Raw genomic sequence first — 25,357 nt, forward strand, 5'->3', positions numbered from 1 at the left:
GGTCTTGCGCGTGCGCAATGTCGGGCGTGCGCGCAGGCCTTATCCGTTCGGCCAACGCGCTTCGCCGCGCCCGTTTTCGCGTGTATCCCGCATGTACAATACCGCCATGTCAGATCCCCGCTTCGTTCATCTCCGCGTCCACTCCGAATTCTCGATCGCCGACGGCATCGTGCGGCTGGACGACGTCGTCAAGGCTGCCGCCAAAGACGGGCAAGGCGCGCTTGCGCTGACCGATCTCGGCAACGCGTTCGGCCTCGTGCGCTTCTACAAGGAAGCGCGCGGTAATGGCGTCAAGCCCATCGCGGGCTGCGATGTCTGGATCACGAATCCCGCCGATCGCGACAAGCCCTCGCGTCTGCTGCTCCTCGTGCGCGACAAGCAGGGCTATCTCAATCTGTGCGAGCTGTTGAGCCGCGCATGGCTGACGAACCAGTATCGCGGCCGCGCCGAGGTGATGGTCGAATGGCTCGAAGAAGGCCTGGCCCAAGGACTGCTCGCGCTCTCGGGCGCGCAGACGGGCGACATCGGCATGGCACTCGCGGCAGGCAATGCAGCCGGCGCGCAACGCAACGCCGAGCGCTGGACGGCGCTTTTTCCGAACGCGTTCTACATCGAGTTGCAACGCGCGGGTCTGCCGGGTGAGCAGGCCTACGTTCAGGAAGCGGTCAAGCTCGCCGCGAAGCTGAAGCTGCCCGTGGTCGCGACGCATCCGCTGCAGTTCATGACGCCCGACGACTACACCGCGCACGAAGCGCGCGTGTGCATTTCCGAAGGCGACATTCTCGCCAATCCGCGTCGTCAGAAGCGCTTCACGAACGATCAGTATTTCCGCACGCAGGACGAGATGTGCGCGCTCTTCGCCGACATTCCGTCGGCGCTCGCGAACACGGTCGAGATCGCGAAGCGCTGCAATCTGACGCTCGAACTCGGCAAGCCGAAGCTGCCGCTTTTCCCGACACCCGATGGCATGTCGCTCGACGACTACCTCGTGCAGTTGTCGAAGGAAGGTCTCGAAGTCCGTCTGCAACAGCTTTATCCGGATGAAGCCGAACGTGAAGCGCAGCGCGAAACGTACTACGCGCGCCTCGACTTCGAGTGCGGCACGATCATCAAGATGGGCTTTCCGGGCTACTTCCTGATCGTCGCCGACTTCATCATGTGGGCGAAGAACAATGGCGTGCCGGTCGGCCCGGGGCGCGGTTCGGGCGCGGGCTCGCTGGTCGCGTATGCGCTCGGCATCACGGACCTCGATCCGCTGCGCTACAACCTGCTGTTCGAGCGCTTCCTGAATCCGGAACGCGTGTCGATGCCCGACTTCGATATCGACTTCTGTCAGGAAGGGCGCGACCGCGTCATCCAGTATGTGAAGGGAAAGTACGGCGCAGATGCGGTCTCGCAGATCGCGACCTTCGGGACGATGGCCGCGAAGGCCGCGGTACGCGACATCGGCCGCGTGCTCGATCTCGGCTACATGTTCACGGACGGCATCGCGAAGCTTATTCCGTTCAAGCCGGGCAAGCACGTGACCATCGCGGATGCGCTGAAGGAAGAGCCGACGCTGCAGGAACGCTTCGACAGCGAAGACGAAGTGCATCAGCTGCTCGAACTCGCGCAGCGCGTGGAAGGGCTCACGCGTAACGTCGGCATGCACGCTGGCGGCGTGCTGATCGCGCCGGGCAAGCTCACGGATTTCTGTCCGCTCTATACGCAAGGCGAGGACGGCGGCGTCGTCAGCCAGTACGACAAGGACGACGTGGAAGCCGTCGGCCTCGTGAAGTTCGACTTTCTGGGCCTGACCACGCTCACCATTCTCGACTGGGCCGAGCGCTATATTCGCCGGCTCGATCCGTCGAAAAAGGACTGGAATCTCTCGCAGGTGCCGCTCGACGATCCGGCGTCGTTCTCGATCCTCAAGAAAGCAAACACCGTCGCTGTGTTCCAGCTCGAAAGCCGCGGCATGCAAGGCATGCTGAAGGACGCGCAGCCGGATCGCTTCGAAGACATCATCGCGCTCGTGGCGTTGTATCGTCCGGGCCCGATGGACCTGATCCCGAGCTTCTGCGCGCGCAAGCACGGGCGGGAGATCGTCGAATATCCGGACCCGCGAGTCGAGCCTGTTCTGAAAGAGACCTACGGCATCATGGTCTATCAGGAGCAGGTGATGCAGATGGCGCAGATCATCGGCGGCTACTCGCTCGGCGGCGCGGACTTGCTGCGTCGCGCGATGGGCAAGAAGAAGCCGGAGGAGATGGCCAAGCATCGCGAGATTTTCGCGGAAGGCGCGGCGAAGAACGGCCTCACGCGCGAGAAGGCGGACGAGACCTTCGACTTGATGGAGAAGTTCGCCGGCTACGGCTTCAACAAGTCGCACGCGGCCGCCTATGCGTTGCTCGCGTATCACACGGCGTGGCTGAAGGCGCATCATCCGGCTGAATTCATGGCGGCCAACATGTCGCTCGCCATGGACGACACCGACAAGGTGAAGATCCTCTTCGAGGACTGCATCGCGAACGGCATGGCGGTGCTGCCGCCGGACATCAACCGCTCGGCGTATCGCTTCGAGCCGGTTGCGCAAGCCGACGGCAAGCGCTCGAAAACCATTCGGTATGGTCTCGGCGCGGTAAAGGGCAGCGGTCAGAACGCGATCGAGGAAATCCTGCGCGCGCGCGAGGACGGCCCGTTCGTCGATCTGTTCGACTTCTGCGAGCGCATAGACCGTCGTGTCGTGAATCGTCGCACGGTGGAAGCGCTGATCCGCTCGGGCGCGTTCGACACGGTGCATGCGAATCGTGCGCAACTGCTCGCATCGGTGCCGCTCGCGATGGAAGCCGCCGATCAGGCCGCCGCTAACGCGATGCAGGCCGGCCTTTTCGACATGGGCGACGCGCCGCTCGCGAAACACGAATATGTCGACGAACCCGAGTGGTCGGACAAGAAGCGCTTGCAGGAAGAGAAGACCGCGCTCGGCTTCTATCTGTCGGGGCATCTCTTCGATGCCTACAAAGGCGAAGTGCGACGCTTCGTGCGCCAGAAAATCGGCGAGTTGAAGGAAGGGCGCGACAAGCTGGTCGCGGGCGTCATTTCGGCGATGCGCACGCAGATGACGCAGCGGGGCAAGATGCTGATCGTCAATCTCGACGATGGCAGCGGGCAGTGCGAAGTCACCGTCTTCAACGAGCAGTTCGAAGCGAACAAGGCGCTCTTCAAGGAAGACGAGTTGCTCGTCGTGCAAGGTCAGGCGCGCAACGACGCCTTTACGGGCGGCATTCGCTTTACCGTCGATACGGCGATGGATCTCGAGCGCGCGCGCAGCCGCTATGCGCAGTCGGTGAAGGTCGAGATGAACGGCAACGCCGATGCGTTGCGCCTGCGCCGTGTGCTCGAAGCGCATGCGGCGGGCGCTGAAACGCCGGCGCCTGTTGCCGCGCCGCCCGCTCGCGATAACGGACGTTCGCGCCAAAGCGCGCCCATTCCTAACGGCCTGAACGTAAGCATCGTCTATCGCAGCGAGCACGCCGAAGGCGAAGTGCGCCTCGGTGACGCATGGCGCGTCAAGCCGACCGACGAACTCATCACGGCGTTGCGCGGTGAATTCGCGGGCAGCGCGATCGAAATCGTCTACTGATGCGCATCGGCATATCGGCGAATGCGCTGAAGCATTCCGGCGGTCTCGAGCGCTATGCGATGGATCTCGTGCGCGGTCTCGCCGCCGCGGGCTTCGACGGCAAGCGCAAGCCCGCGTTCTTCGCGCGCAAGATCGATATGTCGCTGGCCGAAAGCCGGCTGATCGAGGCGCATCGCATCAAGGTGTCGTTTCTGCCGGGCAAGCTGCGCGACGCCTACTTCTCGTGGGCGCTGAAGCGCGCGCGCAAACGTGCGAAGGTCGATGTGCTCATCGGTTGCAATCGCGTGGAAGGTTCCGAGATCGCCATTTGCGGCGGCACGCACATCGGCTTTCTGCGCGCGACCGGGCGGCGCGAAAAGCGCTCGGACACGCGGCAGATCGCGCTGGAACGCCGCCAGTACGCTCAGGCCGAGGTGATCGTCGCGCATTCGGACATGATGAGCGACGAACTGCGCGTGCTATACGGTGTCGACAGCCGGAAAATCCGCGTGCTTTATCCGCCCGTCGACGGCGCGCGATTCTCACCGGTCAATGCCGCTACGCGTGCACGCCTGCGCGAACGCTTCGGTTTCAAACCCGATGAGACCGTGCTGCTCTTTCCGTCTAGCAGTCACGAACGCAAGGGCTTGCCGCTGATCGAAAAGGCGCTCGCCGGCATGAACGTGGTGATCGCCGTCGCGGGTCGCGCGCCGGAGAAGGCCGCGGCGAACGTGCGCTACGTCGGTTATGCGAAGAACATCGAGGATGCGTACCGCGCAGCGGATTTCACGATCCTCGCGTCGAGCTACGAGCCGTTCGGGCTCGTCGGCATCGAATCGGTCATGTGTGGCACACCGGTGATCTTTCCGGCGTGCATCGGCTGCTGCGATGCGATCGCGGACCACGCGAAGCACGTCTTCAAATCCGGCGACGCCGACGATCTGCGCCGCACGGTGCTCGATGCCATCGAAACGCGGCGCGACGCCGCGCGCGTGCCGGATGACGCGGTGCGCTACGACACCCGTGTCGATTCGCACGTGCGAGTGCTGATCGACCTTGCGCGGGACATTGCCACGAAGCGCTGAGACGCTCAGCGCATCTGGTTCAGGTGCGCGAGTTTCAGAAACCGGTAGTAGACCGTCTGCGCGTTGAACACCGCGATCATGAAGCCGGCCTTGCCGTCCAGAAAGCCGCGCCGCAACACATAAGTCCGCACGAACGCCCACGCGCCGCGCGCGAGCGCGATGCCGAAGCCGCCACGTTTGCCGGCCGCATGACGTTGTTGCGCGCCCGCCGTCGAGTATGCATCCAGCTTGCGCAGCACCGCTTCGAAATCCTCGTAGGAGTAGTGCATCAGCTTGCCGGAGAGGCGGGCGACCGGCTTGCCCGTCGACAGCACGAGGCGCTCATGCACGAGATCGGGCGAAAAGCGCGCCGTGCCACGCCGGAAGAGCCGCGGAATCCAGTCGGGATACCAGCCGCTGTGCTTTACCCACACGCCGCAAAAGCTCGACAGGCGATCGACCGCGTAGACGTCTGCCTGCGGATCGGTGATCGCCGCCTGGATCGAAGCCGCCAGTTCCGGCGACACGATTTCGTCGGCGTCGATCGAGAGCACCCAGTCTGTCGAGAGCGCATCGAGCGCGCGGTTTTTCTGCGGGCCGAAGCCCGGCCAGTCGCGCGCCTCGATCACGCGCGCGCGATGCGCCTCGGCGATGCCCACGGTCGCGTCGGTGCTCCCGCCGTCGATGACGACGATTTCGTCGGCGAAGGAGACCGCCTGAAGGCATTGTGCGAGCCGCGCGGCGGCGTTATGGGTGATGATGGCGATGCCGAGCGTGGGGGACGTCATGGTGCCTTTCGAATGGCGTGAATGCGCGCTCGTCCGCGCAGATGCCGCTTCACGAAGAAGAACGGCGAGAGCAGCCACGGACAGGTCGCATAGATGAACATCCTGAATCGAAAGCCGAAGTCCACGTCTTTCGACATCCCGAAGAGCGTGAGCTTGCGGGCGAGCGAGCGCTCGCCGAATAACGCGCTGACGTATGTTTCGCGCGCGGATTTCGCAGCGAGCAGCGCGCGCATCGGGCCGCCGACACCCAGTTTCTCTGCATCTTTCACGAGCTGACCGGTTTCGCCCGCACCGTTGATATTGGCGAGCTTGATGCGCGCGACGAAATCCGCTGGCGTGCGCCAAATGCGTTTTCTGGACAGGCCGCCGCGCCGGTACTGTACGAGCGGTTCATGCAGCGTATGGGCGCCGTGACTCATGATCGCGCGAAACGTCATGATCTGATCTTCTCCGTAGATGCCCGGTGCGATCGGCCCGAATTCCTCGAAGAGCCGGCGCGCCCAGGCATGCGCCGCCCCGACGACATGCGGCCGGTTGCCTGACCAGTCCTCGAAGCTGTGGTAGTCGTCGAGGTCGGTCACGCGTAGCACGCCGTGCACATTGCCTTCGGCGTCGATGTCTTGCAGGTCCGTCGCAACGAGGTCGTAGCGCCTGCCGCTCGCGAGCCAGTCGCACATCACGCGCTCGACGCGTTCGGATCTGGAGATATCGTCGCCCGCTGCGATGAACAGCATTTCGCCCGATGCGCGCGCCGCGAGCGCACTCAGATGCGCGCTGATGCCGAGGTTCGTGTCGTTGCGACAAAGCCGAACGGTGTGCGGGCCGCGATAGTCGCCTACGCAACGCTCGGCGACCGCGAAGGTGTCGTCGGAGGAGGCATCGTCTGAAATGAGGATTTCAAGTGGCGCCCAGGTCTGGCTCAGCGCACCGCGGATCGCATCGGCGACGGTTTCTTGCTGATTGAACGTGATGAGCAGGAGGCTCGCGAGCGGTGCGTCCGGCTCTGTTTGAAGTGTCGCTGGCATGTCGGATTCACAACGCATGGAATGCCCGGCATGCCTTCACGGCCGCGTGTCAGGCGTTCCGTGAGCGAAGAGCGTGCCAGGCGGCAACGGCTATAATATCGCGGGTTTTCCGGGCGCGCGACCGGACCGTCCGGTCTAACTCACGTCAGGTTCTTGATTTGGAAAAAATTCTGCGTCTTTTCGTCGCCGGCATGGTCTTTCTGGGGCCCGCGACCACGTTAGTCGTCCGGGGTGGAACCGGTTACTGCTTTTTTGTGCTGCTCGCTATCGCGCTCTTCGCCGGATTCAGCAAGCCGTTTCGGCTGAAGGGGCGTCTGCTCATCAGCGCTTATCCGTGGTACACCGCGGGCATGCTCTGTTATATGGTGTACTTGCCGTTGCAGCAGGCGATCGAAGGCTATTATCTGCCGCGAGAGTTCGACGGCCTGTCGCGGCTAGCATTGAGTCTGCCGATCTTTCTGTTGCTGGCGAATTTTCCGATCTGCTATCTGAAGGCGCTTGGCTGGGGCTGCGCGCTCGGTGCGCTCGGCGCGGGCGCATGGGCTGTGGACAGCAACCTCCATATGACGATCAACGATCTCAATCGCCTCGGCAACGACTACACGAATCCAATTCCATACGGTAACACTGCGCTCTTGCTCGGCTTTCTTTCGGCGATGACGATCCGCTGGGATGACTTTACCAATGTCCTCGCCAAGCGCGTTGGCGTCGCGATCAAGCTCCTGGGCTTCGTGGGCGGCGTCTATGCGTCGTATCTTTCGGGCACGCGCGGCGGGTGGCTCGCGATTCCGCTGTTCCTTGTGCTGTGCTCGCTCAATTTCAACTGGATCAGGAAGCCGCGACACTGGTTCGCCGCATTGGTCGTCGCCGTAGTGGCCATGTCGACGTTGCTCGCATCGCCGCTCGGTCGTGAGCGCGTGATGGCGACGCGCTCGGACATCGTGCGCCTGTCGGAAGGCTCGGCCGAGTACAGTTCCATCGGCGCGCGCCTGCAACTCTGGCGCGCGTCGATTCATCTGTTCGAGGCGCATCCTCTCATCGGCGTCGGCAAGGGGCGTCTGGAGCCCTCCCTCAGGGAGATGGCGAGCAAGGGCGAGGTGCCGGCCTACATCGTCAATCAGCGCGCGCACAGCGAATTTTTTTCGACGATTTCTGAACTGGGCGCGGCGGGCGTCGTCTGTCTGGCACTGATTTATTTCGGGCCGCTCGTGTATTTCATGCGCTATCGGAAATCGCCGCAGCGCGATGTGTCGACGGCTGCGTATTGCGGGATCGCGGTGTCAGGGTCGGTTATCATCTTCGGCTTGAGCATCGACGTATTCACGGTGGTGATGAGCACCGCGCTCATCGCGCTCCTCTGGGCCGTGCTGCTTGCGGTCATCACCCACGACGCACGCCAGCCGCAGGGCAAGCCGGGCCGCGATCCAATCGGCTGAACGGTGGCCGGTCTCCCGGTTGACGACGCTACCAACAAACGCCGCGCGACAAGTGGGTCAGGCGCTGGGCGAAGTGGAGATACACCTTTGAACAATCAGGCAAGTTTGCGCAAACCGATCGGCGGCCTCGAAAGCAGCTCGCCCGCGGCGGTCATGAAACGCCTATGGCCGTACATCCGTCCGCTGATGGGCATGGTTCTTCTCGGCCTGTTGACGATGGGCATCGTCGCCGCGACCGAGGCGGGCATCCCGATGCTGCTGAAGCCTTTGCTCGACCACGGCTTCGGCGCCAAGAGCAGCGATCACGCGAAGTGGCTCGTGCCGGCCGCGGTCATCGGCCTCGCGCTCGTGCGCGGCGCGGCGCAATACGCATCCGGCTATTTTCTTTCCTACGTGACGAACAAGATCCTGCTGCAACTGCGGCTCGAAATGTTCCACCGCATGATCCACACGAGCGCCGGCTTCTTCCAGCGCGAGACCGCGAGCACGGTCATCAACGCGATCGTCTTCGAGGTCAATCAGATCCTGAGCGTGCTGTCGAGCGTGGTCGTCACCCTCGTGCGCGATTCGCTCACGGTCGTCTTCCTGCTCGGCTATCTGTTCATCCTCAACTGGCGCCTCACGCTGATCGTCGCGGTGATCCTCCCCGCGATCGGCTGGCTCGTCAGCAAGATCAACCGCCGGCTGCGGCGCCTGAACCGCGAGCATCAGACGCTGACCAACGAGCTGTCGTATATCGTCGAGGAGACGGTCGGCGGCTACAAGGTCGTGAAGGTGCACAACGGCGAGCCGTATGAGATTGGCCGCTTCTCGGAGATGAGCCATCGCCTGCGCGGCTATGCGATGCGCATGCAGGTATCGGGCGGGCTCGCACAGCCGCTCACGCAGTTTCTCGCGTCGATCGCGCTGGCGATCGTCATCACGATCGCGGTCGTGCAGTCGGCGAACGATCAAACCACGGTCGGCGGTTTCGTCGCGTTCGTCACGTCGATGCTGCTCGTGATCTCGCCGCTCAAGCATCTGATCGATATCAACCAGCCCCTGCAGCGCGGCATGACGGCGGCCGAGCTGATCTTCGGCCTGATCGACGAACCGGCCGAGCCCGAGGGCGGCGGGCGGCGTCTTCCGCGCGCACGCGGCGAGGTCGAATTCCGCGACGTGACGTTCAGCTACGGCTCCATCGACCGGCCGACGCTCGATCGCGTGTCGTTCAAGGTTGCGCCGGGCGAGATGGTCGCGCTTGCGGGTCCGTCGGGCAGCGGCAAGACGACGCTCGTGAATTTGCTGCCGCGCTTCTTCGATCCGCGCGCCGGTCAGGTGCTCGTCGATGGCGTGCCGATCACCGAGTACAACCTGCACGATTTGCGCGGTCAGCTTGCGATGGTCAGCCAGGACGTCGTGCTCTTCAACGATACGATCGCGGCGAACGTCGCGTATGGTCAGACGCCGGATCGCGAGCGCGTGATGTCGGCGCTCGCCGCGGCGAATCTGTCGGATGTGGTGTCGTCGCTGCCGGATGGGATCGACACGCTGGTCGGCGGTAACGGCATGCGGCTCTCGGGCGGGCAGCGCCAGCGTCTCGCGATCGCGCGGGCGATCTATAAAGACGCGCCGATCCTGATTCTCGACGAAGCGACCTCGGCGCTGGATTCGGAATCGGAGCGCCACGTGCAGTCGGCGCTCGAGACGCTCATGAAAGGACGCACCACGCTCGTCATCGCGCACCGGTTGTCGACGATCGAGCGCGCGGACCGCATTCTCGTAATGGAAGCAGGGAAGATCGCGGAGCAGGGAAGTCATGCCGAGCTGTTGCGCAAGGATGGGTTGTATGCCCATCTGCATCGGATTCAGTATCAGCAGCAGGCGGCGTGAGGCGCGAAGGCTGCTTTGTGTCCTGGTTCCGGACCTCGCTCGAATGCGCTTCGGGCGAGGTTGTCGCAGAACTTACATCAGCACGATGTCGTACTGCTCCTGACTGAGATTGCTCTCGACCTGCAATGAAACCGGCTTCCCGATGAAGTCCATCAGCATCGCCAGATGCTGTGACTCTTCTTCGAGAAAGAGATCGATGACCTGCTGCGACGCGACCACCCGGAACTCACGCGGATTGAACTGCCGCGACTCGCGCATGATTTCGCGCAGCACGTCGTAGCACACGGTGCGCGGCGTCTTCACCTGACCTTTCCCCTCGCACGTCGGGCACGGTTCGCACAATACGTGAGCCAGTGACTCACGCGTGCGCTTTCTCGTCATCTCCACGAGCCCGAGCTGCGAGAACCCGTTCACCGTCACGCGCGTGCGGTCCCGTGACAAAGCCTTCTTGAGTTCCCCCAGGACCTGATCGCGGTGCTCGACATTCTCCATGTCGATGAAGTCGATGATGATGATCCCGCCGAGATTCCTGAGGCGCAGTTGCCGCGCGATGGTATGCGCCGCTTCGAGATTCGTCTTGAAGATCGTGTCGTCGAAGTTGCGCGCGCCGACGTAGCCGCCCGTATTGACGTCGATGGTCGTCATCGCCTCGGTCTGGTCGATCATCAGGTAACCGCCCGACTTGAGATCGACGCGCCGCGACAGCGCGCGCTGAATCTCCGCTTCGATGTTGTACAGATCAAAGAGCGGCCGCTCGCCGGTGTAGTGATGCAGACGCGAAGCCACCGCCGGCGTGAACTCCGCCGCGAAGTCGGCGAGCATCTGATATGTTTCGCGCGAATCGACCTGAATGCGCGTGGTCTCGTCATTGACGAAGTCGCGCAATACGCGTTGCGCGAGGTTCAGATCCTGATAGAGCAGCGTCGTGGGCGGCACGCGCTGCGCTTGAGCGACGATCGTCGCCCAGGTCTTGCGCAGGTACGCGACATCGGCCGCGAGCTCTTCGCTCGTCGCGTCTTCGGCAATGGTCCGCACGATGTAGCCGCCTTTCTCGTCGGCGGGCAACACGGCCGTGAGGCGCGCGCGCACGGCCTCGCGCTCCGCCTCGCTCTCGATCTTCTGCGAGATGCCGATATGCGGCTCCTGCGGCAGATACACGAGCGTGCGTCCCGCAATGCTCACCTGCGTCGACAGCCGCGCGCCCTTCGTGCCGATCGGGTCCTTCACGACCTGCACCATCAGCGATTGCCCTTCGAAGACGATCTTCTCGATCGGCACATGCGGCGCCGACGAATGCGGCTCGCCCGCGATGCGCGGATGCCAGATGTCGGCGACATGAAGAAACGCGGCGCGCTCGAGACCGATATCGATGAACGCGGACTGCATGCCCGGCAGCACGCGCACGACACGGCCGAGATAGACATTGCCGACGCGTCCGCGCGAAAGCGTGCGCTCGACGTGAAGTTCCTGAACGGCGCCTTGCTGAACCAGTGCGACCCGGGATTCCTGCGGTGTGACGTTGATCAGGATTTCTTCGTTCATGGCCTGTTTAGAATGCGACGCGCGCCACGCGCAAGAGTGCTGCTGTTTCGAAAAGGGGCAAACCCATGATACCCGAATAGGACCCGTCGATTCGCTCGATGAACTCCGCCGCGCGTCCCTGTATGCCGTACGCGCCCGCCTTGCCGAGCGGCTCGCCGGACGCCGCGTAGCGCTGCAGCGCAGCACGATCGGCACGCGCGAAACGCACCGTCGAGCGCGAGAGCGCAGGTTCGAGAAGCGCGCCATCCGCATCGACGACGGCGAGCGCCGTCAGCACTTCGTGCTCGCGTCCCGCAAGGCGTTCGAGCATCGCAACCGCGTCTTCTTCGTGCCGCGGCTTGCCGAGGATCAGGCCGTCGATGGTCACGGTCGTATCGGCGACCAGCACCGGCGCGCTTGCATGGCCGCCCGCAAGCAGCCGCGCGCGCGCCGCGTGCGCCTTCAGCGCGCATACGCGCACGACATACGCATCGGCGGACTCGCCTGGCAGCTCGGTTTCGAGCGCTTCGGCGTCTTCGTCGGGACGGGGAAGCAGGAGTTCGTACTGCACGCCGAGCTGACGCAGCAGCTCCTGACGGCGCGGGCTTTGAGACGCGAGATAAACGAAGCGATGAGTCGGCATCTTGAAGTCGGGTTCGAATGGCGCGCACGGCATTCGATCCAACGTCGAAAAAGCCTCACGCGCGATGATAGGGATGATTCTGCGTGATGCTCCACGCGCGGTAAAGCTGTTCGGCGAGCAGCACGCGCACCATGCCATGCGGCAGCGTGAGACTCGACACGCGCAGCATCAGTTCGGCGCGCGCTTTCACTGCCGGATCGAGCCCGTCCGCACCGCCGATCACGAACGCGACATCGCGCCCGTCCTGTTGCCAGCCGGGCAGGGCGTTCGCGAGTTGCATCGTGGTCCAGTCGCGGCCGCGTTCGTCGAGTGCGACGACGCGCGCGTTCTTCGGCAAGGCGGCTTCGATGCGCTGCTTCTCGGCCGCCATCACGCTTTCGGCATTGCGTCCCGCCGAGCGCTGTTCGGGCTTGATTTCCTTCAGCTCGATGCGCAGTTCGGGCGGCATGCGCTTCGCGTATTCGTCGAAGCCATTCGTGATCCAGTCGGGCATCTTGTGTCCGACGGCGAGGATGACCAGCTTCATCGGATGAAGCGGCTTCAGTGCTTGCGCGTGGTCTTGCGCGCGGGACGTTTGACCGCGGGTGCGGCGTCTTCCTCGTCCTCGTCTTCGTCGGCGGTCACGTTCGCGCCGCCGAACATGTTCGGCGTTTGAAGCTTCACGCGCACGGGCTTGTCGCCCCAGACTTCCTCGAGGTTGTAGTACTGGCGCAGCGCGGGTTGCAGGATGTGGACGACCGCGTCGCCGCAATCGACCAGCACCCATTCGCCGATCTCTTCGCCTTCCGTGCTGATGATGTCGCCGCCGGCTTCCTTGACCTTCTCGCGCACGCTATTGGCGAGCGCCTTGGTCTGCCGGTTGGACGTGCCGCTCGCCACGACCACGCGGTCGAACAGCGACGTCAGATGGGTCGTGTTGAACACCTTGATGTCTTGCGCCTTGACGTCTTCGAGACCGTCGATGATCGCGCGTTGAAGCTTCTGAAGTTCCATAGTTACCGTGTCTGGTACAGGTGATGTTGAACAATATAGTCCCATACAGCGGGCGGGACCTGATTGCGTGCATGTGCGCGGGCGCCGTGTTCGTCTGTCATCGTGCGCGCTTCCTCGCGGATCGCCGTGGCGGATACGTCGAGTAGAAGCGTCTCGTCGACGAGCACGTGCCCGTGCGAGCTCGCTTGCAGTGTTTCGGGCGATGCGGCGCGCTGTCCGACTTGCGCGGCGACCACCGCCGGCAGCGTCGAGACATCGAATCCCGGGCGCGTTTCCACGCAGATATGCGCGTAGTCGAAGAGCCGCATCCATTGATGCCACGAGTCGAGCTTGACGAGTTGATCCGCGCCCATCAGCAACGAAAGCGACGCATCCGCGCCTTCGCGCTCGCGCCAGCGGGCGAGCGTGTCGACGGTATAGGTGTCGCCCTGGCGGTCAATTTCATCGGTGGCGACGATGACTTGCACGCCGTCGAGCACGAGCGATGCCGCCGCGGCGCGCGTCATCGCCAGCCGATGTTCCGGCGCCGATACGCCCGCCTTCTGCCACGGCTGGCCGGCGGGCAGCAGCACGAGCTCGGTCAGTCGCAGCAACTCGACGAAGCGCCGCGCGAGCGCGAGATGCCCGTTGTGGATCGGATCGAAGGTGCCGCCGAATATGCCGACGCGTTTGGCACAAGACGCGCGCGCCGGTGCGGTCCGGGTCACAGCCATTCCCGCCGCACCAGAAAATCTTCGTACAGCCGCGCTTCTTGCGTGCCGGGCTCGGGTTTCCAGTCGTAGCGCCAGTTCGCGACGGGCGGCATCGACATCAGAATCGACTCGGTGCGTCCGCCGCTTTGCAGGCCGAAGTGCGTGCCGCGGTCGAACACAAGATTGAATTCGACGTAGCGCCCGCGCCGGTACGCCTGGAACTCGCGCTCGCGCTCGGAATACGGCGTGTCGCGGCGGCGCTCGATGACAGGCAGATACGCTTTGAGAAACGCATCGCCGACGCTTTGCATCATCGCGAACGAGCGCTCGAAGCCGGGCTCCGAAAAATCGTCGAAGAAAATCCCGCCGATGCCGCGCTGCTCGTTGCGGTGCTTCAGATAGAAGTACTCGTCGCACCACGTCTTGAAGCGCGGATACAGGTCCACGCCGAACGGATCGAGCGCGTCGCGGCAGATCCGATGGAAATGCCGCGCGTCTTCCTCGTAGCCGTAAATCGGCGTGAGATCCATGCCGCCGCCGAACCAGAAGATCGGCGCTTCGCCTGCCTTTGTCGCGGTGAGCATGCGCACATTCATGTGCACAGTGGGGCAGTGCGGATTGCGCGGATGCATCACGAGCGACACGCCGAGCGCCTCGAAGCCGCGTCCCGCAAGCTGCGGACGCGCCGCGCTCGCGGAGGGCGGCAGCGCGTCGCCCTGCACGTCCGAAAAGCCGATGCCGCCGCGCTCGAAAAAGCCGCCGCCTTCCAGGATGCGCGTGACGCCGCCTCCGCGCAGATGCGCGCCGGGCTCGCGCGTCCAGGCATCGGTGGCGAAGGCGGTGCCGTCGAAGGCGCCGAGGGCATCGGCGATGCGCGTCTGCAGGCCCGTCAGATAATCGCGGACGGCCCCGATATCGTGGGCTGCGTCGTGTTCTTTACGTTGTTCCGCGCTGCGGTTCGGTTCACTCATCGATGCTGCGTGCGCCCTGCGGGCGGCCATGAATGGGCGGGGGTAAACCCTTCGCCTCAAAACTCTCAAAAGCACGCTGCCGGACACGAGGTCCGGCAGCGCGTTGATTCGTGCGGCAAAAGCCGCGCGGTTACGTGTCAGTGCTTGTCGCCGGGCTTGTCCGCCGACTGCTTGCGGTTCACCGCCCGATAACCGATATCCCGGCGGTACTGCATGCCGTCGAACGAGATCTGGTTGACTGTATCGTAGACCACGGATTGCGCGCCGCGCACGGAATCCGCCAGACCGACGACGCACAGCACGCGTCCGCCCGAGGTCGTGAGCTTGCCGTCAGTGAGCGTCGTGCCGGCATGGAAAGTGACGGAACTGTCGGTTTCCGCCGGAATCCCGCTGATACGGTCGCCCTTGCGCGGCGTCTCCGGATAGTTGTGCGCCGCGAGGACGACGCCGAGCGCCGTGCGGCGGTCCCAGTCGAGATCGACGCTGTCGAGCTTGCCGTCGATGGCCATTTCCACGACCTTCGAGAAGTCACCCTTCAGGCGCGCCATGATCGGCTGCGTCTCCGGATCGCCCATGCGGCAATTGAATTCGAGCGTTTTCGGATTGCCGTTCGCGTCGATCATGAGACCGGCGTACAGGAAGCCCGTGAAGCGGATGCCTTCGTTTTCCATGCCGCGCACCGTCGGCTGGATGATTTCGCGCATCACCCGCGCGTGCAACTGCGGCGTGACGACCGGCGCGGGCGAGTACGCACCCATGCCGCCCGTGTTCGGGCCCTTGTCGCCGTCGAGCAGGCGCTTGTGGTCCTGACTGGACGCGAGCGCGAGCACGTGCTTGCCGTCCACCATTACGATGAAGCTCGCTTCCTCGCCCGTGAGAAACTCCTCGATTACGACGCGTGCGCCCGCATCGCCGAGCTTGTTGTCGGCGAGCATCGAATCGACGGCGGCGTGCGCTTCTTCCGGCGTCATCGCCACGACGACGCCCTTGCCGGCGGCCAGTCCGTCCGCCTTGACGACGATCGGCGCGCCCTTCGCGTCTATGTACGCGTGCGCGGCGGCGGCGTCGGAGAAGGTTTCGTATTCGGCCGTCGGGATGTTGTGGCGCTTCATGAACGCCTTGGCGAAGTCCTTCGAGCTTTCGAGCTGCGCGGCTTCCTTGCTCGGTCCGAAGATTTTCAGGCCGCGCGAACGGAACACATTGACGATGCCCGCGGCAAGCGGCTGCTCCGGCCCGACGAGCGTGAATGCGACATGCTCTTTCTCGACGAAATCGGCGAGTTCCGCCGGGTCCGTGATGTCGACGTTGCGCAGACGCTCGTCCTGCGCGGTGCCGCCGTTGCCCGGCGCGACATAGACGATCTGCACGCGCGGCGATTGCGCGAGCTTCCAGGCCAGCGCATGTTCGCGGCCGCCGGAACCGACGACGAGTAACTTCATTTGAATCCCCGAAATCCTGACAAAAAGCGGCTTGAGAAAAAGCGGCGGGCGCATGGCCCCTGGCTTGCGCGCATGACGACCGTCAAAGCGTCGCGAAGGCGGCTCGCGCTGACATCGGCTGCGTCACGCGCCTTCCAGTGGCGATGCCGCGCCGCAAAGATCACGCGGCGCTGCTCCGGCATGCGAGCCGAAGCGAAAGATGTTCCATGCGAGGGCGGGGCGCTTTCGTTTGCGCCACGCCCCGTGCGATACGAAGTTCAGTCTTCGTTGATCGCCGCGTTTGTATAGACTTCCTGCACGTCGTCGAGATTTTCGAGCGCGTCGAGCAGTTTTTGCATCTTCACTGCGTCGTCGCCGCTGAATTCGACTTCCGTCTGCGGTTTCATTGTCACTTCGGCGAGTTCTGCCTTGAAGCCCGCGGCTTCGAGCGCGTCTTTCACCTTCTGAAAGTCGTTCGGCGGGCAGATCACCTCGATGCTGCCGTCCTCATTCGTTACCACGTCGTCCGCGCCGGCTTCGAGCGCTGCATCCATCAGCTTGTCTTCCGGCGTGCCGGGTGCGAAAAGGAACTGGCCGACGTGATCGAACATGAACGACACGGAGCCGTCCGTGCCCATGTTGCCGCCGAACTTCGAAAATGCGTGGCGCACTTCCGCGACGGTGCGCGTGCGGTTGTCCGTCATCGTGTCGACGATGATCGCCGCGCCGCCGATGCCGTAGCCTTCGTAACGGATTTCTTCGTAGTTCGCGCCATCGACGCCGCCTACGCCGCGCTGGATCGCGCGGTTGATGTTGTCCTTCGGCATGTTGGCGTCGTAGGCCTTGTCGACGGCGAGACGCAGGCGCGGGTTCGAATCGACCTCGCCGCTGCCCATGCGCGCCGCGACCTGGATTTCCTTGATGAGGCGCGTCCAGACCTTGCCCTTCTTCGCGTCGGCCGCGGCTTTCTTATGCTTGATGTTGGCCCATTTCGAATGACCCGCCATTACCTTTCTCCATCGCGCGCGGGCGTCTAGCCGTGCGCCTAGTGTGCTCTCGTGCTTTGTGATGCCGAATGTGTCTGTCCGCGCCGCGCTTGGGCGCCGGTCGCGAGTCCGCTCGCGGATCGCCGAATCCGGCGGAGCCCGGATAGGATCAGACCGAAATTTTAGCATGGCGGCGCCCGCTCTCAGAACCGCTGCGCGCGGACAGACACACGAAAAGTGATGCAAACGACGTGAAATTCCGGCGAATCGCGGCGAAAACTCGAAAAGGCGGCAGTAAACGCAAACCGCCGCGCGGACGGCGCGGCGGGATGAACAGGAATCGCGAAAATGTTGCGGGCGCTCAGTTCTTCGTGCCGAACAGGCGGTCTCCCGCGTCGCCGAGCCCCGGGACGATATACGCATGCTCGTTCAGATGCGAATCGAGGGACGCAACGTAGAGCTTTACTTCCGGATGCGCGTCCTGGAATACCTTGACGCCTTCCGGCGCCGCCACCAGCGCGACGAACACGATGTTCTCGCTCTGCACCTTGCGGCGCTTCATCACGTCGACGGCGTGCACCGCCGAGTAGCCGGTCGCGACCATCGGATCGCAGAGAATAAAGACGCGCTCCTCGAGATCGGGCGGGAGCCGCACGAGATACTCGACCGGGCGATGATCCTCGGCCCGATACACGCCGATATGCCCGACGCGCGCCGACGGCACCAGATCCAGCAGACCGTCCGACATGCCGATCCCCGCGCGCAGCACCGGCACGATCGCGAGCTTCTTGCCGGCGATCACCGGCGCGTCGATCTCGACGAGCGGCGTTTCCACGCGCTTGGTCGTGAGCGGCAGGTTGCGCGTGATTTCGTAGCCCATCAGCAGCGTGATTTCCCGCAGCAGCTCGCGGAACGTGCGCGTCGACGTGTCCTTGTCGCGCATGTGAGTGAGCTTGTGCTGGATCAACGGGTGATCGAGGATGAAGAGATTGGGGAAGCGGCTGTCTTGTTTCATGGGTCTCGCGCGCGCTGCGCGTCCTGCTCGTGTGATGTTCTGCCTTCGACGCTCGGGGAGCGGACAGTGGCGACAGTTTACCCAAAAGGCCGCCCGCACCTAAGAAGAATCGCGTGGTGCCGAGGGACCGCCGACGTTGCCGCCCCGATTCTTCTAGAATGCGCGAGAGACATGGCACCCTCGCATGCGCCGCGACGCGCGTGCGAGGCAACTCTACAACGAAGACGGAGGATGGACGATGGACATGGGAATCGCGGGCCGCACCGCGCTGGTGTGCGCGGCGAGCAAGGGCCTCGGACGAGGCTGTGCCGAGGCGCTCGCCGCCGAGGGCGTGAATCTGGTCATCACCGCGCGCACGGCGCAAACGCTGGAAGCGACGGCCGCGCACATCCGCGCGCAGTACGGCGTCACCGTGACGACGGTCGCGGGCGACATCACGACGCCCGAAGGCCACGCCGCCGCGCTCGCCGCGTGCCCCGCGCCGGACATTCTGGTCAACAACGCGGGCGGCCCGCCGCCGGGCGACTTCCGCACCTTCACGCACGACATGTGGATCAAGGCGCTGGAAGGCAACATGCTGACGCCGATCGAGCTGATCAAGGCGACCATCGACGGCATGATCGAGCGCGGCTTCGGTCGCATCGTGAATATCACGAGTTCGTCGGTGAAGGCGCCGATCGACGTGCTCGGCCTGTCCAACGGCGCGCGTTCCGGGCTCACGGGCTTCGTCGCGGGCGTTGCACGCAAGGTCGCATCGACCGGCGTCACGATCAACAATCTGTTGCCCGGCACCTTCGACACCGACCGCATCGCCGTGACGATGGAAGCGCAGGCGAAGGCGCAGAACATCCCGATCGAGGAGATGCGCGCGCGTCGAGCGCAGAGTCTGCCTGCGGGACGCTTCGGCACGTCGGAAGAATTCGGCAAGGCGTGCGCGTTTCTATGCAGCGTGCACGCGGGCTACATCACCGGTCAGAACCTGCTGATCGACGGCGGCGCTTACCCCGGCACGTACTGATCGAGGATCACGCATATGACCACACGCGTCGCGCTGATCGCGCACGACATGAAGAAGGACGACATCGTCACGCTCGCGGGCGAGTTCGTCGACACGCTTGCGCAATGCGATCTCGTTGCGACGGGCACGACTGGCGGACGCATCGCGGCGGCGCACGGGCTGGAGGTCGAGCGCAAGCTCTCCGGCCCCCACGGCGGCGACCTGCAGATCGGGGCGGAACTGGCCGAGGGCCGCGTCGACCTCGTGATTTTCCTGCGCGATCCGATGACACCGCAGCCGCACGAGCCGGACATCAACGCGCTCGTGCGCGCCTGTGACGTGCACAACGTGCCGTGCGCGACCAACATCGCGACGGCGCGCATGATTCTCGACGACTTGCGCCAGCGCTTTGCGCGGGCTTGACGAACCGATGGAGAACAAGCGATGACCAAGGCAATCCGATTCGACAAGGCAGGCGGCCCGGAAGTCATGAAATGGGTCGACGTGGACGTGGGCGCGCCGGGCAAGGGCGAGATCCGCGTGAAGCATCATGCGGTGGGCCTGAATTTCATCGACGTGTACTTCCGCACCGGTCTTTATCCGATGCCGCTGCCCGGCGGCCTCGGCATGGAGGCCGCCGGCGAGGTGACGGCGGTGGGCGAGGGCGTCACGCAATTCAAGCCGGGCGATCGCGTGGCGTACGCGTCGCGTCCGCCGGGCGCGTATGCGCAAGAGCGCGTGATGTCGGCGGATTACGTCGTCAGGCTGCCCGATTCGATCAGTTATGAGGACGCCGCGTCGATCATGCTGCAAGGCCTGACCGCGCAATATCTTCTGCGGCGGACGTATCGCGTGAAGGCCGGCGATACCGTGCTGATCCACGCGGCGGCGGGCGGCGTCGGCATGCTTGCGTGCCAGTGGGCGAAGGCGCTGGGCGCGACGGTTATCGGCACTGTCGGTTCCGACGAGAAAGCCGAGCTCGCGAAGGCGCACGGCTGCGATTACCCGATCGTCTACACGCGCGAGAACTTCACGCAGCGCGTGCGCGAGATCACCAACGGCGCGGGCGTGCCGGTGGTCTACGATTCGATCGGCAAGGACACGTACATCGCGTCGCTCGATTGCCTCGCGCCGCTCGGCCTTTTCGTGAGCTTCGGCAATTCGTCGGGGCCGCTGCCGCCGATCGATTCGTCGGAGCTCGCAGGACGCGGCTCGCTCTACTTCACGCGGCCGACGCTCTTCAGCTACATCGCCAAACGCAGCGATCTCGATGCGATGGCGGCGGAGTTGTTCGACGTCGTCTCCTCGGGCAAGGTGAAGACGAACGTGCGCCAGCGTTATCCCTTGTCCGATGCGGCTCGCGCACATGAAGAGCTCGAAGCGCGCAAGACGACCGGCTCGACGATCCTTCTGCCCTGACGTGAAGCGCGAGGGCGGTTCGTCACCATCAACACCAATAGAACCATGAGCGAGCCGTCCTTCACCGTCGTCCTGATCGAGGACGAAAAGCAGATTCGCCGCTTCGTGCGCGTGTCGCTCGAAGCGCAGGGCATGACGGTCCATGAGGCGGAAACGGGGCAGAAGGGCCTCGTCGAAGCCGCGACGCGCAAGCCCGATCTCGTGATCGTCGATCTCGGTTTGCCCGATACCGATGGCATCGACGTGATCCGCGAGTTGCGCGGCTGGACGGGGTTGCCGATCATCGTGCTGTCGGCGCGCACGCAGGAAGAAGAGAAAGTGGCCGCGCTCGATGCCGGCGCCGACGACTACCTCACGAAGCCCTTCGGCGTCTCCGAACTGATGGCGCGGATTCGCGCGCATTTGCGGCGGCGTAATCAGGCGCAGGCGAGCGAGACGCCGGTGGTCGCGTTCGGCGACGTGAGCGTCGATCTGGCGCTGCGCCGCGTCGTGAAGAACGGCGAGAACGTGCATCTGACGCCGATCGAATATCGCCTGCTATCGACGCTCGTGCGGCACGCGGGGCGCGTGTTGACGCATCGGCAATTGCTGGTGGAAGTGTGGGGGCCGTCGCATGTCGAAAGCCCGCATTACTTGCGCATCTACATGGCGCATCTGCGCCAGAAGCTCGAGCGCGATCCGGCGCAGCCCGAGCATATCGTGACGGAAACGGGCGTCGGCTACAGGCTCGTCGGCGCGGCGTGACGGAAGGTGTGCGCGGATTCGAGCCGGAGCGAATCCAGCACGATGTCGATCGGCTCGTCGCCGCCGACGAACGCGATCATCCGGTTGTTGATGCCGGATGTCACGCATTGCAGCGCGACGCGCGCGACGTCGGCGCGCGACACCTCGGGCTTGTGCTTCGTGAGTTCGCCGGCAAGCGCGATCGCGCCGTGCGCCGGTTCATCCGATAGCGGCCCGGGCCGAAGAATCGCGTAAGGCACGCCGCGGTGCGCGACGTATTGGTCGGCTTCGCGCTTCATCCGCGAATAGTGGCGCAGCGCAAATCCGCTGCGCTCGGGATAAAACGCCGACAGCGCGCTAATGACGACGATCTGCTGCACGCGCCGGCGCTTTGCGTAGTCGGCGGCGTGCATGACGGCGTCGCGGTCGATCGCGCGTTGCTCGTGCACGCTTTCCGTTTCCGCCGATCCGGCCGCGTAGATCACGTGCGTGATGTCGTCGAAGGCGTGGGAGAAGTCGTTGGTGAGATCGCCGAGGACGATTTCGGCGCCCATCGCCGCGAACTCGCTCCTGTGGGCGGATTTGCGCAGCATGGCGCGAAACGGTATGGCTTCGTCATGCAGCCGCTGCGCGATCAGTCGGCCCGTGCGACCGTGTGCGCCGATCAGCAAAACCTTTAGCGGTTTCATGCGGGACGCTCCTTCGCTGTGGTCGCAGTGAGCCTTTACCCGACAAAGTAGGCGATTTTTGCGTGGCGCGCTGTGGGATGCATTTGCGTTTGCAGCATTTTCGGCTGGCGTGGGCGGGGTACGAACGGCCGGGGCGAAAGCCAAGAACGCCATTCACTCCATTCACTCCGCCGCGCTCGCCGGCCGTGCACGCCGCTGTCGCCGCGCACGCCGCTCCTCCCCACGAATGCGGAATCGGTCCATATAGAGATACACGACCGGTGTCGTATAGAGCGTGAGCATCTGGCTCACGATCAACCCGCCGACGATCGCAATACCGAGCGGCGCGCGCATCTCCGAGCCTTCGCCGGTGCCGAACGCGAGCGGCAGCGCGCCGAGCAGGGCGGCCGCGGTCGTCATCATGATCGGGCGGAACCGCAACAGACACGCTTCGCGAATCGCGTCCTGCGGCGTCTGCGCGCCGTGCCGCGTCGCCTCGATCGCGAAATCGACCATCATGATCGCGTTCTTCTTCACGATGCCGATAAGCAATATCACCGCGATCAACGCGATGATGCTGAACTCCGTCTTGAACAAAAGCAGCGCGAGCAGCGCGCCAATGCCCGCGGACGGCAGCGTCGAAAGAATCGTGATCGGATGGATGTAGCTTTCGTACAGGATGCCGAGCACGATATACACCGCCGCCAGCGCCGCGAGAATCAGGAGCGGCTGGTCGTTGAGCGATTGCTGAAACGCCTGCGCCGTGCCCTGAAAGCTGCCGTGGATGGTCTGCGGCACGCCGATCTCGGCCATGGTTTCGTAGATGGCCGCGGTCGCGTCGGACAGGGATTTGCCCGGCGGCAGGTTGAACGAAATCGTCGAGGCGACGAACTGGCTCTGGTGATTCACCGAAAGCGGCGTATTGCCCGGCCCGAACTTCGCGATGGCCGAAAGCGGGACCATGGTTTCCTTCGACGTCGATACCGCCGCGCCCGACGACGAACCGTTCTTGCCCGTCGCCGCGATCGCGTTGGTGGCGGAGTTCTTCACCGCGGCAAGCGCGAGGGCGGCCGTGGTGTCGCTCGTGCTCGTCGATGACCCGCCCGCGCCGGTCGATCCGGTCGCAGAAGTGGACGCGGTCGACGTCGCCCCGGACGTCGTGGTCGATTGTGTCGATGCCGAGCCGCTCGCCGTGCCGCCCGACGTGCTGATGTAGATCTGCTTGAGCGTCTCCGGGTTCTGCCAGTATTTCGGCGCGAGTTCCATCACCACGTGATACTGCGACAGCGGGTTGTAGATGGTCGAGACCTGGCGCTGGCCGAACGCGTCGTAGAGTGTGTTGTCGATCTGCGCGGGCTTGATGCCGAGGCGCGCGGCGGTCGAGCGGTCGAACGTGACCATCGCTTCGAGGCCGCCTTGTTGCTGGTCGGAATTGACGTCGGTGAGCTCGGGCCGCTTTTGCAGCGCGTCGGTAAGCAGCGGCCCCCATTTGTAGAGATCGGATGTCGTGTCGGACAACAGCGTGAACTGATATTGCGCATTCGACTGCCGTCCGCCCACACGGATGTCCTGCACCGCCTGCAGGAATGTGCGCGCGCCCGCGACGTCCGCGAGCGGACGTCGCAACCGGTTGATCACCTGATCGGCGGACACCTTGCGCTCGCTCTTGGGTTTAAGCGAAATGAACATGAAGCCCGAATTGGTCGAACGGCCGCCGGTGAAGCCCGCGACGCTATCCACGGCCGGATCCGCCTCGACGATCTTCATCATCTCCGCGAACTTGATCTTCATTGCCTGGAACGACGTGCTCTGGTCCGCCTGAATGCCGCCGATGATGCGCCCCGTGTCCTGCTGCGGGAAAAATCCCTTCGGCACGATGACGTACAGATAGATGTTCAGCCCGATGGTCGCGAGCAGAATCAGCAGAATCGTGCGCGGATGCGCGAGCGCCCAGCCCAGCGTGCGCGCGTAGGCGCGCTGCATGCGGTCGAACTGGCGCTCGAGCCAGCGTGCGACGCGGCCCTCTTCCTTGCGGTCGTGCGGTTCCTGGAGGAGGCGCGAGCACATCATCGGCGTGACGGTCAGCGACACGACGAGCGACACCGCGATCGCGAGCGAGAGCGTCAGCGCGAACTCGCGGAACAGCCGCCCGACGATGCCGCCCATCAGCAGAATAGGCAGGAACACCGCGACGAGCGACACGCTGATCGACAGCACCGTGAAGCCGACTTCTCGCGCGCCCAAAATCGCGGCCTGCATGCGCGGCACGCCTTTCTCCACATGCCGCGTGATGTTCTCGAGCACGACGATGGCGTCGTCGACGACGAAGCCCGTCGCGATGGTCAGCGCCATCAGCGACAGGTTGTCGAGCGAAAAGCCGAGCAGATACATCGCGGCGAAGGTGCCGATGATCGAAATCGGCACGGCGACGCTCGGTATCAGTGTCGCGCGCCAGTTGCGCAGAAACAGGAATACGACCATCACGACCAGCGCCACCGCGATCACGAGCGTCAGCTCGGTATCGTGCAGCGACGAGCGGATCGTCACGGAGCGGTCGGCGGTCGGCGTGATCTGCACGTCGGCGGGCAGCGCCGCCTGAAGTTGCGGCAGCATCGACTTCACCCGGTCGATGGTCTCGATGATGTTCGCGCCCGGCTGGCGATACAGAATGACGAGCACCGCGCGCTTGTTGTTGATGAGGCCGAGGTTGCGCAGGTCTTCGACCGAATCGACCACTTCACCCACATCCGAGAGCTTCACCGCCGAGCCGTTGCGGTACGCGACGACGAGATCCCTGTATTGCGAAGCCTTGCTCGCCTGATCGTTGGTGTAGAGCTGAACGCGGTTGCCCTTGAACTCGATCGCGCCCTTCGGACTGTTCGCGTTCGCCGATGCGAGCGCGGCGCGCACGTCCTCCAGCCCGATGCCGTAGTGAAAGAGGGCGCCCGGCTCCAGCTCGACGCGCACCGCCGGATTCGCCGAGCCGCTCACGTCGACTTCGCCGACGCCCGGCACGGTCGAAAGCGTCTGCTGCAGCACGGTCGCGGCGGAATCGTAAAGCGAGCCCGCCGTGCGCGTGGGCGACGAGAGCGCGAGCACCAGAATCGGTGCGTCGGCGGGGTTGACCTTGTGATACGTCGGGTTCTGGCGCAGCGAGGTCGGCAGATCGGCGCGCGCGGCGTTGATCGCGGCCTGCACGTCGCGCGCGGCGCCGTCGATATCGCGATTGAGGCCGAATTGCAGCGTGATGCGCGTCGAGCCCACCGAACTCATCGACGTCATCTCGCTCACGTCGGCGATGGTGCCGAGATGCCGCTCCAGCGGGCTCGCCACGCTTGTCGCGACCGTCTCCGGGCTCGCGCCGGGCAGCGTCGCCTGCACGGAGATCGTCGGAAAATCGACCTGCGGCAGCGGCGCCACGGGCAGCCGCACGAACGCGAACATGCCCGCGAGCGCGATGCCGATCGCGAGGAGCGTCGTCGCGACCGGCCGGGCGATGAAGATGCGCGACAGATTCATGGC

21 protein-coding genes are annotated in these 25,357 nt (G+C 64.3%); 8 read left to right on the top strand and 13 right to left on the bottom strand.

Features of this window, described 5'->3' with window-relative positions; all coding sequences use genetic code 11:
* Positions 1 to 91: 91 nt before the first annotated feature.
* Complete coding sequence (gene dnaE, locus NCR38_RS04320) at positions 92 to 3,625, top strand: DNA polymerase III subunit alpha (protein WP_061119951.1); 3,534 nt, start codon at positions 92 to 94, stop codon at positions 3,623 to 3,625.
* Positions 3,625 to 4,689 carry a glycosyltransferase family 4 protein gene (locus NCR38_RS04325; protein ID WP_250476491.1) on the top strand — a complete coding sequence of 355 codons (1,065 nt, stop codon included), beginning with the start codon at positions 3,625 to 3,627 and terminating at the stop codon, positions 4,687 to 4,689. Before dnaE ends, NCR38_RS04325 begins: the two co-directional genes overlap by 1 nt.
* A gap of 5 nt (positions 4,690 to 4,694) precedes the next feature.
* On the opposite strand, the gene NCR38_RS04330 is transcribed toward NCR38_RS04325, so the two are convergent.
* Together NCR38_RS04330 and NCR38_RS04335 are read right to left on the bottom strand one after the other, a co-directional pair.
* Positions 4,695 to 5,456: a glycosyltransferase family 2 protein gene (locus tag NCR38_RS04330; RefSeq protein WP_250476492.1), complete on the bottom strand. Its 762-nt coding sequence runs from the start codon at positions 5,454 to 5,456 to the stop codon at positions 4,695 to 4,697.
* Positions 5,453 to 6,481, bottom strand: coding sequence for a glycosyltransferase (locus NCR38_RS04335; RefSeq protein WP_250476493.1), 1,029 nt, complete (start codon positions 6,479 to 6,481; stop codon positions 5,453 to 5,455). Before NCR38_RS04335 ends, NCR38_RS04330 begins: the two co-directional genes overlap by 4 nt.
* Before the next feature lie 158 nt (positions 6,482 to 6,639).
* Between NCR38_RS04335 and NCR38_RS04340 the strand changes: the two genes are divergently transcribed.
* Both NCR38_RS04340 and msbA read left to right on the top strand, forming a co-directional pair.
* Positions 6,640 to 7,917 carry an O-antigen ligase gene (locus NCR38_RS04340; protein ID WP_250476494.1) on the top strand — a complete coding sequence of 426 codons (1,278 nt, stop codon included), beginning with the start codon at positions 6,640 to 6,642 and terminating at the stop codon, positions 7,915 to 7,917.
* Positions 7,918 to 8,070: 153 nt separating this feature from the next.
* Complete coding sequence (gene msbA / locus NCR38_RS04345) at positions 8,071 to 9,789, top strand: lipid A export permease/ATP-binding protein MsbA (protein WP_409219258.1); 1,719 nt, start codon at positions 8,071 to 8,073, stop codon at positions 9,787 to 9,789.
* A 72-nt stretch (positions 9,790 to 9,861) separates the two neighbouring features.
* Here msbA and rng read toward each other — a convergent pair whose 3' ends face one another.
* From rng to upp, 9 genes are all read right to left on the bottom strand, one after another.
* Complete coding sequence (gene rng, locus NCR38_RS04350) at positions 9,862 to 11,331, bottom strand: ribonuclease G (protein WP_061119938.1); 1,470 nt, start codon at positions 11,329 to 11,331, stop codon at positions 9,862 to 9,864.
* Between the two features lie 7 nt (positions 11,332 to 11,338).
* On the bottom strand, positions 11,339 to 11,953 hold the full coding sequence (locus tag NCR38_RS04355) for a nucleoside triphosphate pyrophosphatase (RefSeq protein ID WP_061119950.1): 615 nt from the start codon (positions 11,951 to 11,953) through the stop codon (positions 11,339 to 11,341).
* Positions 11,954 to 12,008: 55 nt separating this feature from the next.
* A complete protein-coding gene (gene rlmH, locus NCR38_RS04360; protein WP_061119937.1) occupies positions 12,009 to 12,479 on the bottom strand; it encodes a 23S rRNA (pseudouridine(1915)-N(3))-methyltransferase RlmH in 471 nt (156 codons plus the stop codon).
* Positions 12,480 to 12,493: 14 nt separating this feature from the next.
* On the bottom strand, positions 12,494 to 12,946 hold the full coding sequence (gene rsfS, locus NCR38_RS04365; protein ID WP_061119936.1) for a ribosome silencing factor: 453 nt from the start codon (positions 12,944 to 12,946) through the stop codon (positions 12,494 to 12,496).
* Positions 12,947 to 12,948: 2 nt separating this feature from the next.
* The gene (locus NCR38_RS04370) at positions 12,949 to 13,659 is read right to left on the bottom strand and encodes a nicotinate-nucleotide adenylyltransferase (RefSeq protein ID WP_250476496.1); all 711 of its coding nucleotides are present in this window, start codon (positions 13,657 to 13,659) and stop codon (positions 12,949 to 12,951) included.
* Positions 13,650 to 14,609 (bottom strand): oxygen-dependent coproporphyrinogen oxidase, encoded by a 960-nt coding sequence (hemF, locus tag NCR38_RS04375; protein WP_250476497.1) that lies wholly within the window; start codon positions 14,607 to 14,609, stop codon positions 13,650 to 13,652. The genes NCR38_RS04370 and hemF overlap by 10 nt, the downstream gene beginning before the upstream one ends.
* Positions 14,610 to 14,746: 137 nt before the next feature.
* On the bottom strand, positions 14,747 to 16,048 hold the full coding sequence (gene purD / locus NCR38_RS04380) for a phosphoribosylamine--glycine ligase (RefSeq protein WP_250476498.1): 1,302 nt from the start codon (positions 16,046 to 16,048) through the stop codon (positions 14,747 to 14,749).
* A gap of 257 nt (positions 16,049 to 16,305) precedes the next feature.
* Complete coding sequence (locus NCR38_RS04385; protein ID WP_250476499.1) at positions 16,306 to 17,034, bottom strand: YebC/PmpR family DNA-binding transcriptional regulator; 729 nt, start codon at positions 17,032 to 17,034, stop codon at positions 16,306 to 16,308.
* Positions 17,035 to 17,374: 340 nt separating this feature from the next.
* Positions 17,375 to 18,028, bottom strand: a complete 654-nt coding sequence (upp, locus tag NCR38_RS04390) for a uracil phosphoribosyltransferase (protein ID WP_250476500.1) — start codon at positions 18,026 to 18,028, stop codon at positions 17,375 to 17,377.
* Between the two features lie 238 nt (positions 18,029 to 18,266).
* Here upp and NCR38_RS04395 point away from each other — a divergent pair, with 238 nt between their 5' ends.
* Genes NCR38_RS04395 through kdpE form a run of 4 tightly spaced genes read left to right on the top strand, consistent with a single transcriptional unit; the run spans position 18,267 to position 21,188 of the window.
* Positions 18,267 to 19,046 (top strand): SDR family oxidoreductase, encoded by a 780-nt coding sequence (locus tag NCR38_RS04395; protein ID WP_061119949.1) that lies wholly within the window; start codon positions 18,267 to 18,269, stop codon positions 19,044 to 19,046.
* A gap of 15 nt (positions 19,047 to 19,061) precedes the next feature.
* Positions 19,062 to 19,448 (top strand): methylglyoxal synthase, encoded by a 387-nt coding sequence (locus tag NCR38_RS04400; RefSeq protein ID WP_061119929.1) that lies wholly within the window; start codon positions 19,062 to 19,064, stop codon positions 19,446 to 19,448.
* A 21-nt stretch (positions 19,449 to 19,469) separates the two neighbouring features.
* Complete coding sequence (locus tag NCR38_RS04405) at positions 19,470 to 20,444, top strand: quinone oxidoreductase (protein WP_061119928.1); 975 nt, start codon at positions 19,470 to 19,472, stop codon at positions 20,442 to 20,444.
* 45 nt (positions 20,445 to 20,489) lie between these two features.
* A complete protein-coding gene (kdpE, locus tag NCR38_RS04410; RefSeq protein ID WP_061119927.1) occupies positions 20,490 to 21,188 on the top strand; it encodes a two-component system response regulator KdpE in 699 nt (232 codons plus the stop codon).
* Here kdpE and NCR38_RS04415 read toward each other — a convergent pair.
* Positions 21,164 to 21,856 carry an SDR family oxidoreductase gene (locus NCR38_RS04415; protein WP_061119926.1) on the bottom strand — a complete coding sequence of 231 codons (693 nt, stop codon included), beginning with the start codon at positions 21,854 to 21,856 and terminating at the stop codon, positions 21,164 to 21,166. The two genes, kdpE and NCR38_RS04415, sit on opposite strands and share 25 nt — an antisense overlap.
* A 162-nt stretch (positions 21,857 to 22,018) precedes the next feature.
* Positions 22,019 to 25,354 carry an efflux RND transporter permease subunit gene (locus NCR38_RS04420; protein WP_061119925.1) on the bottom strand — a complete coding sequence of 1,112 codons (3,336 nt, stop codon included), beginning with the start codon at positions 25,352 to 25,354 and terminating at the stop codon, positions 22,019 to 22,021.
* Positions 25,355 to 25,357: the final 3 nt, after the last annotated feature.

The organism is Caballeronia sp. INML1, from assembly GCF_023631085.1.
Classification (GTDB): domain Bacteria; phylum Pseudomonadota; class Gammaproteobacteria; order Burkholderiales; family Burkholderiaceae; genus Caballeronia; species Caballeronia turbans.

What these genes read in the sequence shown, in the direction of transcription:
- msbA (WP_409219258.1), top strand. Translation starts at nt 8,071, where the DNA reads ATGAAACGCCTATGGCCGTACATCCGTCCGCTGATGGGCATGGTTCTT.
- purD (WP_250476498.1), bottom strand. Translation starts at nt 16,048, where the DNA reads ATGAAGTTACTCGTCGTCGGTTCCGGCGGCCGCGAACATGCGCTGGCC.
- NCR38_RS04400 (WP_061119929.1), top strand. Translation starts at nt 19,062, where the DNA reads ATGACCACACGCGTCGCGCTGATCGCGCACGACATGAAGAAGGACGAC.
- NCR38_RS04405 (WP_061119928.1), top strand. Translation starts at nt 19,470, where the DNA reads ATGACCAAGGCAATCCGATTCGACAAGGCAGGCGGCCCGGAAGTCATG.
- NCR38_RS04420 (WP_061119925.1), bottom strand. Translation starts at nt 25,354, where the DNA reads ATGAATCTGTCGCGCATCTTCATCGCCCGGCCGGTCGCGACGACGCTC.
- upp (WP_250476500.1), bottom strand. Translation starts at nt 18,028, where the DNA reads ATGAAACAAGACAGCCGCTTCCCCAATCTCTTCATCCTCGATCACCCG.
- NCR38_RS04335 (WP_250476493.1), bottom strand. Translation starts at nt 6,481, where the DNA reads ATGCCAGCGACACTTCAAACAGAGCCGGACGCACCGCTCGCGAGCCTC.
- rng (WP_061119938.1), bottom strand. Translation starts at nt 11,331, where the DNA reads ATGAACGAAGAAATCCTGATCAACGTCACACCGCAGGAATCCCGGGTC.
- rsfS (WP_061119936.1), bottom strand. Translation starts at nt 12,946, where the DNA reads ATGGAACTTCAGAAGCTTCAACGCGCGATCATCGACGGTCTCGAAGAC.
- NCR38_RS04395 (WP_061119949.1), top strand. Translation starts at nt 18,267, where the DNA reads ATGGACATGGGAATCGCGGGCCGCACCGCGCTGGTGTGCGCGGCGAGC.
- NCR38_RS04330 (WP_250476492.1), bottom strand. Translation starts at nt 5,456, where the DNA reads ATGACGTCCCCCACGCTCGGCATCGCCATCATCACCCATAACGCCGCC.
- NCR38_RS04385 (WP_250476499.1), bottom strand. Translation starts at nt 17,034, where the DNA reads ATGGCGGGTCATTCGAAATGGGCCAACATCAAGCATAAGAAAGCCGCG.
- NCR38_RS04355 (WP_061119950.1), bottom strand. Translation starts at nt 11,953, where the DNA reads ATGCCGACTCATCGCTTCGTTTATCTCGCGTCTCAAAGCCCGCGCCGT.
- NCR38_RS04325 (WP_250476491.1), top strand. Translation starts at nt 3,625, where the DNA reads ATGCGCATCGGCATATCGGCGAATGCGCTGAAGCATTCCGGCGGTCTC.
- kdpE (WP_061119927.1), top strand. Translation starts at nt 20,490, where the DNA reads ATGAGCGAGCCGTCCTTCACCGTCGTCCTGATCGAGGACGAAAAGCAG.
- NCR38_RS04415 (WP_061119926.1), bottom strand. Translation starts at nt 21,856, where the DNA reads ATGAAACCGCTAAAGGTTTTGCTGATCGGCGCACACGGTCGCACGGGC.
- dnaE (WP_061119951.1), top strand. Translation starts at nt 92, where the DNA reads ATGTACAATACCGCCATGTCAGATCCCCGCTTCGTTCATCTCCGCGTC.
- NCR38_RS04370 (WP_250476496.1), bottom strand. Translation starts at nt 13,659, where the DNA reads ATGGCTGTGACCCGGACCGCACCGGCGCGCGCGTCTTGTGCCAAACGC.
- rlmH (WP_061119937.1), bottom strand. Translation starts at nt 12,479, where the DNA reads ATGAAGCTGGTCATCCTCGCCGTCGGACACAAGATGCCCGACTGGATC.
- hemF (WP_250476497.1), bottom strand. Translation starts at nt 14,609, where the DNA reads ATGAGTGAACCGAACCGCAGCGCGGAACAACGTAAAGAACACGACGCA.